Origin of the sequence: Alistipes provencensis (genome assembly GCF_900083545.1) — a bacterium.
Taxonomy (GTDB): domain Bacteria; phylum Bacteroidota; class Bacteroidia; order Bacteroidales; family Rikenellaceae; genus Alistipes; species Alistipes provencensis.
Genome location: NZ_LT559262.1, coordinates 721,564 through 736,271, shown reverse-complemented (window position 1 = coordinate 736,271; position 14,708 = coordinate 721,564). Strand labels below are relative to the sequence as shown.

General features: G+C 63.3%; 8 protein-coding genes. All 8 read right to left on the bottom strand.

All coding sequences use genetic code 11. The annotated features are described in order from the left end of the window. Nucleotides 1-18 precede the first annotated feature (18 nt). The 8 genes from BN5935_RS03050 to BN5935_RS03015 are packed head-to-tail and all read right to left on the bottom strand — an operon-like array spanning nt 19 to nt 14,624. Nucleotides 19-2,166, bottom strand: a complete 2,148-nt coding sequence (locus BN5935_RS03050; RefSeq protein ID WP_064974798.1) for a SusE domain-containing protein — start codon at nt 2,164-2,166, stop codon at nt 19-21. Between the two features lie 11 nt (nt 2,167-2,177). After that, nucleotides 2,178-3,881: a right-handed parallel beta-helix repeat-containing protein gene (locus tag BN5935_RS03045; protein WP_064974797.1), complete on the bottom strand. Its 1,704-nt coding sequence runs from the start codon at nt 3,879-3,881 to the stop codon at nt 2,178-2,180. A gap of 19 nt (nt 3,882-3,900) precedes the next feature. Continuing rightward, nucleotides 3,901-5,019 (bottom strand): FISUMP domain-containing protein, encoded by a 1,119-nt coding sequence (locus BN5935_RS03040; RefSeq protein ID WP_064974796.1) that lies wholly within the window; start codon nt 5,017-5,019, stop codon nt 3,901-3,903. A gap of 17 nt (nt 5,020-5,036) precedes the next feature. Beyond that, entirely contained in the window at nt 5,037-6,644 is a 1,608-nt protein-coding gene (locus BN5935_RS03035; RefSeq protein WP_064974795.1) for a RagB/SusD family nutrient uptake outer membrane protein, read from the bottom strand. 3 nt (nt 6,645-6,647) lie between these two features. Continuing rightward, entirely contained in the window at nt 6,648-9,725 is a 3,078-nt protein-coding gene (locus tag BN5935_RS03030) for a SusC/RagA family TonB-linked outer membrane protein (protein ID WP_064974794.1), read from the bottom strand. Between the two features lie 60 nt (nt 9,726-9,785). After that, complete coding sequence (locus BN5935_RS03025) at nt 9,786-10,898, bottom strand: glycoside hydrolase family 43 protein (protein ID WP_064974793.1); 1,113 nt, start codon at nt 10,896-10,898, stop codon at nt 9,786-9,788. A gap of 8 nt (nt 10,899-10,906) precedes the next feature. Then, nucleotides 10,907-12,766 (bottom strand): alpha-1,3-galactosidase-related protein, encoded by a 1,860-nt coding sequence (locus tag BN5935_RS03020; protein ID WP_064974792.1) that lies wholly within the window; start codon nt 12,764-12,766, stop codon nt 10,907-10,909. Nucleotides 12,767-12,776: 10 nt separating this feature from the next. Next, a complete protein-coding gene (locus tag BN5935_RS03015) occupies nt 12,777-14,624 on the bottom strand; it encodes a right-handed parallel beta-helix repeat-containing protein (RefSeq protein WP_064974791.1) in 1,848 nt (615 codons plus the stop codon). Between the last annotated feature and the right edge of the window lie 84 nt (nt 14,625-14,708).

Here is a 14,708-nt window from a genome sequence, read left to right as displayed (position 1 = left end):
CGCCCGGACTTCTGTTGTTTAATCGCGGTCGCGGACACAGCGCACGTTCACCAGCATCGAAGCCGTACCGTCGCCCTCGCTCCACGGACGCGCATTGAAATTCCAAGGAACGATCTCGTTGCTCCAGCCGAACACCTCGAACATCTGGGCCGTCGTGGCGCTGGCCTTGGTCGTCGTCCAGAAGCTGGCCTTGTCGTCGGCGTTGTCCGGGGCGGCGACGTTGCCGTGCCAGAATTTGCCTGCCGGGACGATGTTCAGCCCCGTGTCGTCCGTGCCCGTGCTGCCGGTCCAGTACTGCGCCGACTTGACCCGTGCGGCGCTGTAATCCGCGGCGGTCTGCACGGCTTTCCACTCCTGCATGGTCGAGACGTGCCATCCCTCGGGGCAGACACCCTGCATGCGGGTATCTTCGGCCTCGGTAGCTTCGTCGTAGGTCCGCAGGGCCGTCGGCCAGCTATAATAGACGCCGCGCACCTTCTCATCGCCGATCAGGGCGTTGGTGAAGGTCTTGGCCGCGGGGTTTCCGTAAATCACGTCGACGGCGGTGAATGCCGTGCCGTCGCTGTACGACAGGGCCCGGAGATTCTCGGCCATCCAGATGTCCTCGCCGACTTTCACCACGGCGTAGGTCTCCGGATTGGCCGGGTCGCGCAGGTCGGTGTAGGGGCGCAGCATGCCCGTCAGCCGGAGACTCCGGGTCTCGGACGGCGTGGTCTTGATGCTGACCGTCGAAGTCACACGCCAGTAGACCGTGCGGGTGAGGTAGGCTCCTCCCAGTTCGGAGAGCATGTCGTCGAGCAGCGAATGGGTCAGCGCGGCGGACTTCTCGGCCGTCAGGGACCGGGTCTTCGAGGCGCTCATGTCGGCGTTGAGGCTGTATTCGAGTGCATAGGTCACTCCGCGGGCATTGCAGGTCCATGCCGCCGTGCTCAGCGTTTCGTCCCTATGGGCATAGTCGAGGGTGTAGTCCGCGCCGTCGGCCGGACCTGCGGTGAGGGTGATCGGATCGGCGGCGGTCACGGCCTCGAAGCGTCGGATGCAGACGATACGTTCGGTTTCGTCGGCTGCGGCGAACTCCGCATCGCTCGGCGTTACGCTCCATGTGAATTTCTTTTTCTGCGAGGCGACCATGCCGAAAGTCTGTTCCAGCAGCAGGTCGAGATCGCCCTGCGAAATCTCATAGGAGGTCGTTTCGCCCGTGTTGAAGGTGGCGCTCTTGTCGAACTCGGCGTCGTGGAGCCGCAGGGTGTATGTGATGCCCGTCGTGTCGCAGGCCCATGCGAATTTCACCGCTTCGTCGGCCTTGTCCGCGTCGAGCAGCAACTCGGCATCGGCCGCGGGGCTCGTGAGCGTCAGCTCCACGGGGTCTTTCGTGACGCGCCGGACGGTCGCCTTGCGCACGGCGCTGTTCTCGATCGGGTTGTTCAGGTCGCCGGTGCCCGTCACCCGCCAGTAGATCGCGGTCTCGGTGTTCCGTTCGATGCCCTGCGCCGCCAGCCAGTCGTCCAGCTCCTGCATGGTGAAGGCGTGCGAGGTTTCCGATTGGCAGGGTACAGCCATCGTTTCGTCGCCGGAAAGGCCGGCGTCGAGGCCGATGTGCAGCGTGTAGTCGGGAACGGTCGAAGGACACTCCCATTCGAAGGCCACCTCGGCTTCGGGGGTCTTCTTGTCGAGGACGATCTTCGCCTCGCTTGCGGGAGTTTGGAGCAGGATGAGTCCGGTCGGGAGTTCGCAGCGCGTGATGGTCAGCCGCCGCACCTCGTCGCACCAGCCGACCTCGGGATCGACCACCTCGACCGTCCAGTAGAGTTTCACCGTCGCGCCGACGGCCACGTTCATGGAACTGAGCACCGAGTCGAGCTGCAGCGTTGACAGCCGCCACGCGTCACTCACGCCGGGGTTCCGTTCGCAGGAGGTCGTGAACTGCTCGTCCAGCCCGAAGCGCAGCTTGTAGTCGATGAAATGCCGGCGCGAACTCCACGCGAAGGTGTAAAGCGAATCGGCGTGTTCGTGGTTGAGGACGATGACCGTGTCGGTCTGCGGGCGGGTCAGCGTCACCGGCTGACGTCCCACTTCGTAGAAATCGTTGTCCTTGTTGCAGCCGCCGGTCCACAGGGGAACGATGAACAGCGCTGCCAAAGCGATATTTCGGATGATTTTGTTCATGGCCTTTGTTTTTAATGGTTATACGCCCCGATGTTGCGCGCGCTGCCGATGCGCTCGCCCCAGAAATCGGTCGTGAGCGGGAATACCGGCTCGTCGGCGATTCCGGCGCCCGTACCGATGCAAGGCGATCCCGTGGCCAACTGCAGCCCTGCGAGTATCTGCTCCTTGTCGACCAGATTGTTGTTGGCCGTGAACTCCTCCACGAGCCGGACAAATTTCGGGTCGGTGAGAATCGTGCCGACGTTGTGGTCGCCCGAACCGGGAATGGTTCCCTCCCGGTAGCCGTAGATGCAGTTGTTGCGCAGGATCAGTCCCCGGTCGTCGATGAACTCGCCCGTGCCGACCTTTGTGAAGGGATTGGCCGTGCCGGTAGTGTTGTAGAAGATGTTGTTGGTGAAGACCAGCGACCCCTCGATGTTGGTGTAGCTGTCGAACGTGACGGCCGTGTTGTCGGCGTGCGTCGCGGCGGAACGGGTCTTGATAATGGTGTTGTTGTAGAAGTGGCATCCGCCCACGCGGCCCACCACGTCGATCGTCGACGAGAGGGTCTGGCCGTTGCCCTTCACATAGTCGCGCGTGCCGTCGTTGATGCTGACGTTGTAGCGCACCACCGTGCCCTCCTGCGAGACGAAATTGCGGTCGAACGCCACGTCGCTCGGGCAGAGCATCAGCCAGCCGCCCGTGTTGTTGTAGGAGATGTTGTATTCGAAGAGCGTGTTGCGGCAGTTCTGGTCGACGTCGAATGCCTGTCCGTCCCATGTGGCCTTGTGGTCCTGCACGGTGTTGTAACGGAAGATGGTGCCGTCGCTGTGGATGCACCACAGGGCTGCGGCGGCCTCCATGCGGTTGGGGACGCTCTCGTCGGCGAAATCGCCCTGCGCACAGTTGCGCACGATGTTGTACTCGACGAGGGCGTCGTCGCAGCCGTTGACGATGATCTGGTCGCCGGGAATCCCTTCGAAGACGTTCCGGCGGAATACGAAGCCCGTGTTGGCCTTGCGCAGCGAACGGTCGCCCGTCGCCAGAAAACCCGTCAGTCCGTCGCGCTGGCAGTCGGTCAGGCGGCAATCCTCGACCACCAGATCGTTGAACGACGAGGGATTCGCACCCCCGATGACATTGTAGTAGAAGATGCCCGAGCCGCCGCCTTCGTTGTGGTGGGTCTTCGTGCCGTAGACATCGGCGACCTCGCAGCGGCGGATGTGGATGTGGTTCATCACGCCGCCCTCGATGTTGTCGGCCTCGATGCGGATGCCGGCGATCTTGGGCCGCGGGGCCGCGCCCTTGTTGGTGATCCGCAGGTCCTGCAACTCCCAGTACTGGACGTTGCGGATCAGGATGGCCTCGTAGTTTCCGCCGCCTGCGATTTCGGGCAGGGGCAGGCTTTCGTCGCCGTAGGAGCCCAGCACGATCGGCGCCTCGGCCGAACCGCTGCCGCGCAGCGTGAGCGATCCGTTGTAGACCGTGCCGCGCTTGATGAGGATCGTGTCGCCGGCCTTCCACGAGCGCTCCATGATGCGGTCGACGCTCTCCCACGCCTGCGAGGGGGAGTGTCCGGTGTTGTAGTAGGACCCGTTTTCGGGGTCGATGTAGTAACGGTGGGGGTAGGAGACCTCCTCCGGACCGCCTTGCGGGGTGCGGGGTTCGTCCTCCTTGCAGGCCGCGAGCTGGCATGCTCCCAGCAGTGCGGCGAATAGGATCAGTCGGATTTTCATGGCTTTTCGCAGTTTGGGTTTACATCGGGTCCATCACGCAGCGGACGGGGTACATGTGGTTTTCGACCGACGGTACGACGCTGTACGACTGCATGTTCAGTGTCGATGCGTCGTCGTAGATCGAGAGCAGAACGGCCTTCGTGGGGTCGTCGGCCGAGGCGCTGTCGCCGTAGGCGAACTGCATCCCCTGCAGGCGGGGCGTCGATGTCCAGAACCGGGCCGTGAAGGTCGGGTCGGTGAGGAACGTCAGCCCCTCGTGCCAGTAGAAACCCGACACGACGACGTTCATCTTGGCGCTGTTTGTGATGCCGGCGGTCGTCGGCCAGTAGGAGGGGTCTTTCACGGCGTTGGCGCCCACGTCGGCCCCGAGGTATTCGCGCAGGGCGGCGAACTCGTCCATCGAGGGCAGGTGCCATCCGTCGGGGCAGACGCCCTGTACGCTTTCACCCGCTTCATAAGCCGTCTTGGCCTCGTCCCACGTCAGGCGCGTGGCTGCGGCCCACGAGTAGTAGCGGCCGACCTTCTGCACATAGAGCGGGTCGCTGCAATAACCGTCGCCCGCGGCCGCCTTGGCCTCGACGGGCAGCGGTTCGCCGTCGGCGTAGACCGTGGCGCGCAGGTTTTCGGACATGATGGTCATCAGCGAACCGTCGTTGAGGATGAACTGGCAGGCTCCGTAGACCTCGCCGTCGCGGGCGTCGGTGAAGCTCTCGACCTGCGGAATGGCGCTGAAATAGCGCCACGAGGTGCGCACGTCGTGGCCGCGCGTCTGTTCGACGCGCCAGAAGAAGCGCTTGACACCCGAGAAGTCGGGCCAGACGGTGCGCAGCATGTCGAGCATCTCGGAATTGGTCAGCACGAGCGAGTCCTTCTGGCCCATGTCGTAGACGCAGGCGTTCTCGAAGTGCATGTCCACGTCGAAGGCGATCTTGTAGGTGGCTCCCGGACGGACCTCCCAAGTGAAGACCTGCTTGTCGTCGGGTTTGAAGAAGTCGATCTTCAGGGTCGAGCCTTCGGCCGGGGAGATGGGGCGCGCCCACGTCGCATCGACGTAGTCGACCTGCTGCTCACACGACGGGCTCAGGAGCGCGGCCATGACGGCAGCCGCGGGGATCAGGTATGCGGTGAATCGTTTCATGATTTGTGGCATTTGGGTTAATAACCGGGGTTCTGGTCGTCGCGGATCAGCGGATTGGCGTTCAGCTCCTTGAGCGGGATCGGCCACAGGTAGTCGCGGTCCTTGTTGAACGAGCGCTTGTCGACGACGATCTCCTCGTACTGCCAGTAGGGCGACGTGGCGCCGCTCGTGGGGTAGTACTGCAGTTTCGAGACGTCGAGTCCGTGGGCGTCGGTCATCACCTTCTCGGCGATCTTCCAGCGGCGGATGTCGTGCCAGCGCTGCCCCTCATGGAAGAGTTCCACGCGGCGTTCGTTGCGGATCAGCGCCCGCATGGTCTCCTTCGTGAGGTTGGGCAGCGACTCGGTGAGGGTGACCATCCCCACGCGGCGGCGCAGTTGGTCGATCAGCTCGTAGGCGCCTTTGGGACCGTTCTCCTCGTTTTCGGCCTCGGCCCACGCCAGCAGCACCTCGCCGTAGCGCATCAGGATTTTGTCGCCGCCGTCGTTGTTGAGGTTCACGAGCGTTTCGTTGGCACCCTTTTTGGCCGCGAAGCCGGTCTTGTTGTCCCAGTTGGCGGGCTGCCAGTGAATCTGGTAGCGGGAGGTTCCGTCGCAGCGGTATTCGTCGCCGGGGCAGAGCACCGAGAGTTTCAGGCGCGGATCGCGGTTCTCGAAGGGATAATCCTTGTCGTAGGCCGGGTCGGCCGGGATCGAGGCGCCGTTCTCGGCCTCGAGCGGCTTGACGGGAAGTCCGTTGGCCGTGAAGAAGCTGTTGACCGCCTCGAGCGTCGTGTTGAACGAGAACCAGTTGTACCACAACTGGGTCATGTAGCTCGACTGCAGGTCTTCGGCGTAGTTGATCTTGAAGATCACTTCCCGGTTCGACGGGTCGTTGATACCTTCGTCGAGGAACAGTTTGCGGAAGTCGCCGTAGAGGTCGTAGCCGAGCTCCTTGATCGCCTTGGCGCAGGCGATGACCGTGGCGTTGTCGTATTCGTACTGTGCGATTTGCAGTTGGAGCATGAGGGCCGAACCGAGGCAGGCGACCTCGCCGCCCAGCGTGTTGTCGAGGTTTGCGACGGCATACTCCACGTCGCCCTTGATGAAGGTCATCACCTTCGTGAGCTCTTCGCGCGGGGCGTTCTCCTGCGGCGAATTCTCGTCGACCAGCGGCACCCGGCCGTAGAAACGCACCAAGTCGAAATAGAACCACGCGCGCAGGAACCGCGCTTCGGCCAGTATCTTCCGGCTGTCCGCAGGGCTGATGCCCGTGGCGAGGGCCATCGAGCGGATCAGGGAGTTGGCGCGCGAGATGGCCTGCCAGTCCTTGGTCCATTTCAGCTCGGCCCACCAGCTCGCGGCGGTCTGCGTGCCTTGGGCGAATTCGGCGCTGAACTCCCAAGTGTGGTGGTTGTAGGAGTTGTCGCACATGTTCTCGTAGGTGTAGGGGGTGATATAGGCCGGCGAATCGTCGTAGAAACAGTAATAGATGCCCGCCAGCATGCTCTTGGCCTGCTCGACGCCCTTGAGGAAGGTGTTGGGCGACGACTTGTCGACGGGAACGGTGTTCAGGTAGTCGGCACAACCGCTCGACCATCCCGCAAGCAGCAGGGCTGCGATGAAGAGGGTGGAAAACTTTTTCATGGCTTAGAAGGTTACGTTCAGGCCGGCGGTGAAGGTCCGGACCAGCGGGTAATCGTAAATGTTCGTGGCATTGACACCCGCACGCTCGGGGTCAAAACCCTTGTAACGGGTGAGCGTAAAGAGGTTCTGGGCGCTGACGAAGACGCGGATGCCCGAAATCCCGATCTTGCCGACCAGCGATTTGGGGAACGTGTAGCCCAGTTCGAGGTTCTTCATGCGCATGTAGGAGAGGTCCTCGACATAATAGTCGGATTTGATCTGCGCCCGCTGGCTGTCGATGTAGACCCGCTGGTAGGTGTTGTTGGGCCGTTCGGGAGTCCAGCGCTTGGTCATCCATGCCGCGGTGTTGTAGCCGTTGAAGAACGGGGAGACCAGTTCGCCCGTGCTCCAGCCCTCGCCGCCGCAAACGCCTTGGAAGAAGGCCGTCAGGTCGAAGCCTTTCCAGCGGGCCCCGAGGTTGAACGAGAAGAGGAAATCGGGGTTGGGATCGCCCAGCGCCACCCGGTCGTGGTCCATGTCGATGATCCCGTCGCCGTTCTGGTCCTTGAAGCGGATGTCGCCCGGCGCGGCCACCAGCCCCGAGTAGGAGTTCACGGGGTTGCCGTTGCGGTCGAAGGTCGTCAGGTGGTCGTGGATCTCCTCGTCGCTCTGGTAGATGCCCTCCACCTCGTAGCCGTACAATGTGTTGATCGGCCGCCCCTCTTCGAGCAGGATGCCCGTCGTGGAGTTGAGGATCGGGCTCTGGCCCTTCAGGTCGAGGATCTTGTTGCGGTTGAAGGAGAGGTTGGCCCCGGCGCTGAACTCCCATTTGCGGAAAGCCTTGAAGTAGGAGAGCGCGAACTCGCAGCCGGTGTTGCGCATGCGCCCGGCGTTTTTCCACGGGTCCTCGGTGAAGCCGAAGATGCCCGATACGGGCAGTTGCATCAGGATGTCGTCGGTGTCCTTCACATAGAAATCGCCCGTGAAGGTCAGCGATCCGAACAGCCTGAGGTCCAGTCCGATGTTATACTGCGTGGTGGTCTCCCATGTGAGGTCTTTGCTGGCGATGTAGGAGGTCGCGGCGCCGGTGACCTGCTGGTTCTCCCAGATGTAGTTGCACGAGCCGATCGAAAGGATGTCGATGCCGGCGTAGGAGCTCCATATCTTCTCGTTTCCGAGCTGGCCCCACGAGGCGCGCAGTTTCAGTTCGTCGAGCCACCGCACGTTGCGCATGAACGCCTCCTGCGAGATGCGCCAGCCGGCCGAGAACGACGGGAAGACGCCCCATTTGTGGTCTTCGGCGAATTTCGACGAGCCGTCGTAGCGGATGTTGGCCTCGATGAGGTATTTCTCCTTGTAGTCGTAGTTGAAACGTCCGAAGAACGACATGCTCTTGACCTCGGTCTCCCAGCTCGAGTTCTTCTGCGTCGAGGGATCGCCCACTTCGAGCGACGGCAGGTTGGTGGTCAGGCGCGTGCGGGAAGCCTTGTAATACTTGTTGTCCCACTGTCCCTGCTGCCATCCGGCCAGCACCTTGAAATTGTGGTGGTCGCCCGCCGTGGCCCAGTAGGAGAGGGTGACGTAGCTCGAAAGGTTGCCGTAGCGGTAGGTCGATTCGGTGATCGACGACTCGCGCGAGGTGCTTTTGCCGATGGTCTGCGAGCCGTCGGCTCCGGTGAAGACCGTGTAAAGGTCCACGTTCGGGGCGTAGACCTGCCCCGTTTCGGTCGTGCGGTCGTAGTTGATCGCACCCTCCAGCCGCAGGTTCTTCAGCAGCGACAGTTGCAGGTTGATATTGCCGCTGAAATTCCCCGTTTTGGTCTTGTTGAAACCGCCGGCCTCGCGCACGGCGTCGTCGTAGAACCAGTCGGTCCAGCCGTAACCCTCCATCTTGGCGTTGACCATCGGGCTCATGGCCACGATGCGGTAGAGCGTGTTGCCCGTGCCGTCCACCAGATCGTTCTTGACGCCCGAATAACCGGCGACGTTGGTCGAAATCTTCAGCCGGTCCCTGAGCAGCGAGCTGGTCGTGTTGATGCGGAAATTATACTTGTCGTACTCCGTGCCCTCGAGGATGCCGTCCTGCCCCAGATAGCCCATCGACAGCGTGTAGGCCAGTTGGTCCGTGCCGCCGTTGAGTTTCACATAGTGGTTGTGCAGGATCGCAGGCTTGAAGTAGAAATCGGCCCAGTCGCGGTCGGGGTAGAGCGCCGGATCGCTGCCGTCGCGGAAATGTGCGATGTAGTTCTGGCTGTAACGCGGCTGCTGGCCCGAGTTGAGGCACGCCTCGTTGTAGAGGTTCATGTAGTCGACCGATCCGAGCAGATCGGGGTAGCGGGTCACCTGCTGCACCGAGACATATCCGTTGTACTCGACCTGCAGCCGCCCCGTGCGGCCTTTCTTCGTGGTGATGAGGATCACGCCGTTGGCGGCCTTGTTGCCGTAGATGGCGGCCGAAGCGGCGTCTTTCAGGACCGACATCGACTCGATGTCCTTGGGGTCCACCTTGTCGAACGACGATTCGAACCCGTCGATGATGACCAGCGGCGACGAATCGTTGAGCGTGCCGATGCCGCGCACGGTGATCGTACCCCCGTCGGCGCCGGGCTGGCCCGAGGTCTGGGTCACCTGCACGCCCGTGATCTTGCCCTGCAGGGCCAGCGATACGTCGGTGATCGGGCGGTTCTTGAAATCGGCGGTCGACACCGTCGATACGGCGCCCGTGAGCTTCTCCTTGCTGGTCGTGCCGTAGCCGATGACCACGACGTCCTGCACGGCGAGGGCGTCCTCCTCGAGCGTGATGTCGGCGCGGGTCATGGCCTGCGTCACTTTGAGCTGCTGTTTCTTGTAGCCGAGATACGATATCTCGAGCGTCTCGCCGACACGGGCCGTGATGGAGAACGTACCGTCCGTGCCGGTCGTCGTGCCGGCCTGCCGGCCATGGACAGCTACGACGACGCCCGTGATCGGGTTGTGCTGTTTGTCCGTGACCTTTCCCTGAATGCGGACCTCTGCGCCGGACTGCGCATGCACGGCCAGAAGGAAGAATCCGGCCAGCGCTGTGAGCCACAGGCGCAAATGGGTGCGATAGCTGTGTTTCATGTTCAACGGTTTTTAAGTTGGTAAGTTTGTTTCATATGCGGTAGGTTGGTTGTGCGTTCGTCACTCTTCCCAGCGCCAGCGGTCGCGCCACTCCACGCAGAATCCGTCGTCCCCGAACCGCACGGGCAGCCACACATAGCGTCCGTCGGCGGCATCGGCCGGGTTCCAGCGGTCGCCCATGTAGATGTAGCGGTCGGTGCCCGCCACGGCGACGACGAAGGTGCTTTGCGAGTCGTAGGTGGTTTCGGCCCCGGGGCCTTCGCAGGGGTTCCCGAGCTCCCGCCACGGGCCCCAGATCGACTCGGCGACGGCCGATCGGGCGGCGTTGGGGGCCCAGCCCGTACAGCCCGACATCATCAGGTAATAACGCCCGCCGCGCTTGAAAAGCGCCGGGGCTTCCATGAATCGTCCGGCGAAGAACCGCGCGTAGCGGCCGCTGTGGGCAAGGTAATCGTCGGTCAGTTCCGAGATGTGGAGCGTGCTGTTCTCCTCCGAGGAGTAGATGTGGTAGGCGCGGCCGTCGTCGTCGACGAAGAGCGTCATGTCCCGGGCCATCTGGCCCTGCGCGGCGTCGCGCCCCACGAGGTTCAGCGAGTCGGGATGTTCGGGCAGGCTGCCGCCGTCGAAATGCATCCCCGCGGCGCGGCTCTTGCCGAAATGCTGCGGCAGGGCGTTGGTCGGGTAGACCCCGGCGTCGGGACGCACGGCACGCAGGAAGGTGTAGGGACCCGTTGCACGGTCGCTGACCGCCACGCCGCTCAGGGCGCCCGTGTAACCGGTGCCTTTGGGCTCGAGGTGGAACCACATGACGTATTTGCCCGTGCGGGCGTTGCGGATCACCTTCGGGCGTTCGAGGATGCAGCCCTGCTCGATCGGGCTGCCCGATCCTTCGGGAGCCACGGACAGCGCGATGCCTTCGTCGCGCCAGTCGTAGAGGTTCTCCGAGGAGTAGCAGTGAACGCCGACCTGCGCCAGATTGCCCGCCTCGCCGGCGGTCTTGTGTTCGCCGAACCAGTAGTAGCGGCCTTCGTCGTAAAGGATGCCGCCTCCGTGGGCGTTGATGACGGCGCCGTCGGTGTCGGTCCAGACCGCTCCGGGGCGGAATTCGGGCCGGGAACAGGCCGCGGCCGCAAGAATCAGCCACAGGGCTGTGAACAGGGTGGAAGTGCGCATGGGAGTCGTTATTGTTTGTAATAATAAGTGTTGGGTTTCCCGACCGTCGCGTCGGCGAATCCCGGCTGTCCGGGGGCCATCCGGACGCTGCCGCAGCCGACGGCGCTCACCTCGACCGTGCGGTCGCCTTCGAAGCTGTTGCCCGAAATATCGGCCTCCCGGCAGTGTTGCAGGTCGATGTAGGTCAGTCCGCCGAAGATCGGCGGGTAGTCGCTCTGGATGAAGCGGTTGTCGCGTATCTCCAGCCGGTCGGCGCTCAGGGCGTAGATCACCTGCGAATCGAACGTGCGGACGGTGTTCTGTTCGAAGACGATGTGTCCGTGGTAGTAGAAATCGTCGCCGCGGCCCGAGACCGGGATTTCGGGCGAAATTTGCAGCACCGACTGGGGATTCTCGCCGCCCGTGCCCATGTTGACGAACGTGTTGCGGCGGATGACGACGTCACCGACGCTGCCCGATTCGAACCACGAGTTGGCGTCGCCGGCAATCAGCACGCCGGCCATCATCGACGAGAAATAGTTGTCCTCGACCACTACGGGGCACGGCGTCGAGATCAGGATGCTCCGCGCGCGGTTGTTGCGCACCGTGCAGCGGCGCATCTCGACGGCGGGCATGTTGCGGGGATTCTCGACGGCGAGGTGTTCCGACGGCGGAGTGGCGAGGGGGCCCGCCGCGCGGATCGTCCACCGCTCGTCGCCGAGGGACCGGGCTTCGGCCGCCACGAAGGTCTCCAGCGGACGGAGGCTGATGCGGTCGATCAGCCGCAGGGTGTCGCCGGCACGGGCGAAATCGAAGCCCTGCTGCTGGACATGCCCGAAACGGGCGGTCAGCCGATCGCCGGAAAGCGTGTCGACGGCCATGTAGGTTCCGTGGACGTTCGTGGCGTCGTCGAGCATGTTCTCGAACAGACACCCGTCGAAGCGGATCGTGCCCCGGCAGTTGACGAAATGCGTGGCGTCGGCCGAGGCCGAGATGAAGCGCCCGGAGCCCTCCCGGAGGCGGACATCGTATTTTTCGAGCGTCACGTCCTCGGTGTTTTCGCAAATCAGCGCCATGGCGCCCGAGGCGTGGACGGTCGACCGTTCGATCTTCAGGCCGCGCGTGCGGTGTACGACGATGCCCGGACAGCGGCGGTTGCTGCGGAAGGGGCCTTTGTCGGCGTAGACCGAGCCGACGGGCGGCAGCTCCGGGGAGAGGAAGCCCGTCAGCCGCACGGTGTCGGGACCGAGCATCGCGGCCGTCAGTTTCCGCTGCCAGTAGGGGTGGAGGAAGCGGGCCGTGTTGTAGTAGGGGGCATGGGTCAGGGTGTCGAAGACGATGTTGTCGCCTTGGGTCTGTTCCCAGTCGTAGCCCGAGAAGATCAGCTCTCCGTTATCGACCCGGACGGGGTTGCCGCTGGTGATCTTCAGGTCGATGCTGCGCGTCGCGGCATCCTGCGCGATCACGCGGCCCTCCAGCACGAACGGCACGTCGTAGTCGAGCGTGATGCCCCGGAGGGTTATCTCCTCGCAGCCGTCGATGTAGAAGGGCACCAGCTCGCCGTGGAAGCGGAACTCGGTGTCGCGGCCGCAGACGGTGACGCCGCGCATGTCCTCCATGCGGAACGCGATGCGTTTGGTCCCGTTGTCGTTGTTCGATACGCGCAGGAATCGCTCTTCGGCCTGCTCGGGGTAGAAATCGTAGACGCCCGGTTCGAATTCCAGCGTGAACCGGCCTTCGGGGTGCGTGCGCAGGATGTCCCGCACCTGTGCGGTGTAGTCGCTCCGGCCGTCGAGCGGAACACGGATGTGTGCGGGGCGTGTGCCGCATCCCTGCGCAAGGAGCGCGAGCAGGGCGGCGAGAATCGGGATCAATGGTTTCGTATTCATGGGTCAGGCGTTATTTGCAGATGATTTCAAGGGGTCGGCCGCCGCGTTGGGTGATCTCCGAGGGGCGCATGTGCTCGATCGCGATGTTGTGTCCCGGAAAATCCGGGCCGAAGGCGTTGTTCTCGACCCGCACTTTGCGGCATCCGTCCAGAAAGAGGTTGTAAGGGCGGTAGAAAGGTTCGTAGGTCCGGGTGCGTTCGAGGCGGTTGCGGCTGAACTCCAGCCCCTCGACCGAGCGGGCGAACAGCACCGCGTAGTCGAAATGGCGGAAGGTGTTGCCCTCGATGCGGATGTTGCGGTGGTAGGCCTTCGCATCGGCGCTCTGCGGCCGGAAGGAGGGAGAGACCGAGATGACCGCCTCGCCCCAGCCCCATGGTCCGTCGATGATGTTGTTGCCCGAGGTGTAGCAATCCTCGAAGACGTTGTTGCGGATCGTCACGTCGCATACGGCGCCCGATTCGAACCAGAGGTCCGTGTCGCCCTCGATCAGCACTGCGGCCCCTGCCGACCGGAACAGATTGTTCTCGATCAGGACTTTGGCCGGGGTGGTCACCAGAATCGAGCGGCCGCGGTTCTTTTTCAGCATCCGGCAGTTGCGTACGGTGAGCCGGGGACAGAGCGTTGCATTTTCCAGTATGTTCCCCGCGGCGATGCGTCCGGCGATTGGTTCTTTGAAATGCAGCAGAAGGTCCCGCGAGCCCTCGATGCGCTCCGTGCCGGCCGACGTCAGCGGACGGCCGCGCTGCATGGTTGCCGTATCGAGCGGCCAGACCCGTTCGCCCGGACGGAATCCCTGATCGCGGCTGGTGGGGGTGATTCGCACGGAGCGTGCGCCGCAGACCTTCGCAACGGGGGCGTACATCCCGTGTACGTTCGTGAAATCGTCGCCCGAACCGCTCACCGTGCAGTCGTCGAAAAGGAGGTCGCCCGTGCAGCCGATGAAGTGCGTGGCGTCGGCGATGGTACTGAAAACGCGCCCCGACCGTTCGTCGGCCACGATGTCGAGGCCGATCATCGCAATGTCGTGCGAACGGACGCCGAAGACGCCGCAGCTCAGCGTGTGGTGGATCGTCACCTGTTCGATGCGGGTTTGCTCGCAGTCCGCGATCTCGATGCCGTTGGTGATGTAGCGTCCGTGGAAAAAGACGACGACGCTCCCCGGAGCAGGCTTCATGGCCGGACGGTAGTGGAAACGCACCCGGCCGTTCCCGAGGTCGGTGACCCGGGCCCGGAACATGTCGCGGCCCAGCGGTACGTCGCGCGTCTGGTAGAGCAGTTCGTGCGTCGTGCCGTCGTAGAGGTTCGTGTATTCGGGGACGATGCGCTGCAGGCCGTACTCCCCGACGAACGCGAGCGAGTCGCCTGCCACGACATAGGGATAGCGTTCGGCGTCGATCGCCATATCTACATAGGTGTCCGTTGCCGAGACGATCGTCGCCTGTGAATTGTAGGGCTGCTGCCAGTCGATGCGCACGTTGCGGAGCGTCGTGCCGCGGCACTCCGTGAGCCGCACGGGATTCATCAGTCCGTGGAAGATCCAGTCGCATCCGCCGCCGTCGATCTCCGCGTCGTGCATCCGCGCCAAGGCGAACGCCGTGGTCGGTTTGCCGGCGGCCTGCCGCTCCGCGTCGGGGTAGAAGTCGTAGCGGCCTTTGTCGAAACGAATCTGCAAGCCCCGGACGCCTTTGTTTTCGTCGATGATCCGCCGTATGACCGGCAGGGCGTCCTGTCCGCTTCCGGGCTGCAGTCCGTAGTCGGCTACGCGCACGGTGCGGCGTGCGGCGTGTGCGTGCTGAGGCAGGAATGCGGGAATCGCTGCGAGGAGCAGGACAAGGGGAAGAAGTGTTCGTCGGTTCATGGGTCGTTGTTTCGGTTGTAACAAAAGTAACCGAACTCCGCCACTTTCAGCTATCCCGATGTTAAGAAATCGTGCAGGCAGGGT

Coding starts and splice junctions, on each gene's coding strand:
- BN5935_RS03020 (WP_064974792.1), bottom strand. CDS start 12,766: ATGAATACGAAACCATTGATCCCGATTCTCGCCGCCCTGCTCGCGCTC.
- BN5935_RS03030 (WP_064974794.1), bottom strand. CDS start 9,725: ATGAAACACAGCTATCGCACCCATTTGCGCCTGTGGCTCACAGCGCTG.
- BN5935_RS03050 (WP_064974798.1), bottom strand. CDS start 2,166: ATGAACAAAATCATCCGAAATATCGCTTTGGCAGCGCTGTTCATCGTT.
- BN5935_RS03035 (WP_064974795.1), bottom strand. CDS start 6,644: ATGAAAAAGTTTTCCACCCTCTTCATCGCAGCCCTGCTGCTTGCGGGA.
- BN5935_RS03025 (WP_064974793.1), bottom strand. CDS start 10,898: ATGCGCACTTCCACCCTGTTCACAGCCCTGTGGCTGATTCTTGCGGCC.
- BN5935_RS03045 (WP_064974797.1), bottom strand. CDS start 3,881: ATGAAAATCCGACTGATCCTATTCGCCGCACTGCTGGGAGCATGCCAG.
- BN5935_RS03040 (WP_064974796.1), bottom strand. CDS start 5,019: ATGAAACGATTCACCGCATACCTGATCCCCGCGGCTGCCGTCATGGCC.
- BN5935_RS03015 (WP_064974791.1), bottom strand. CDS start 14,624: ATGAACCGACGAACACTTCTTCCCCTTGTCCTGCTCCTCGCAGCGATT.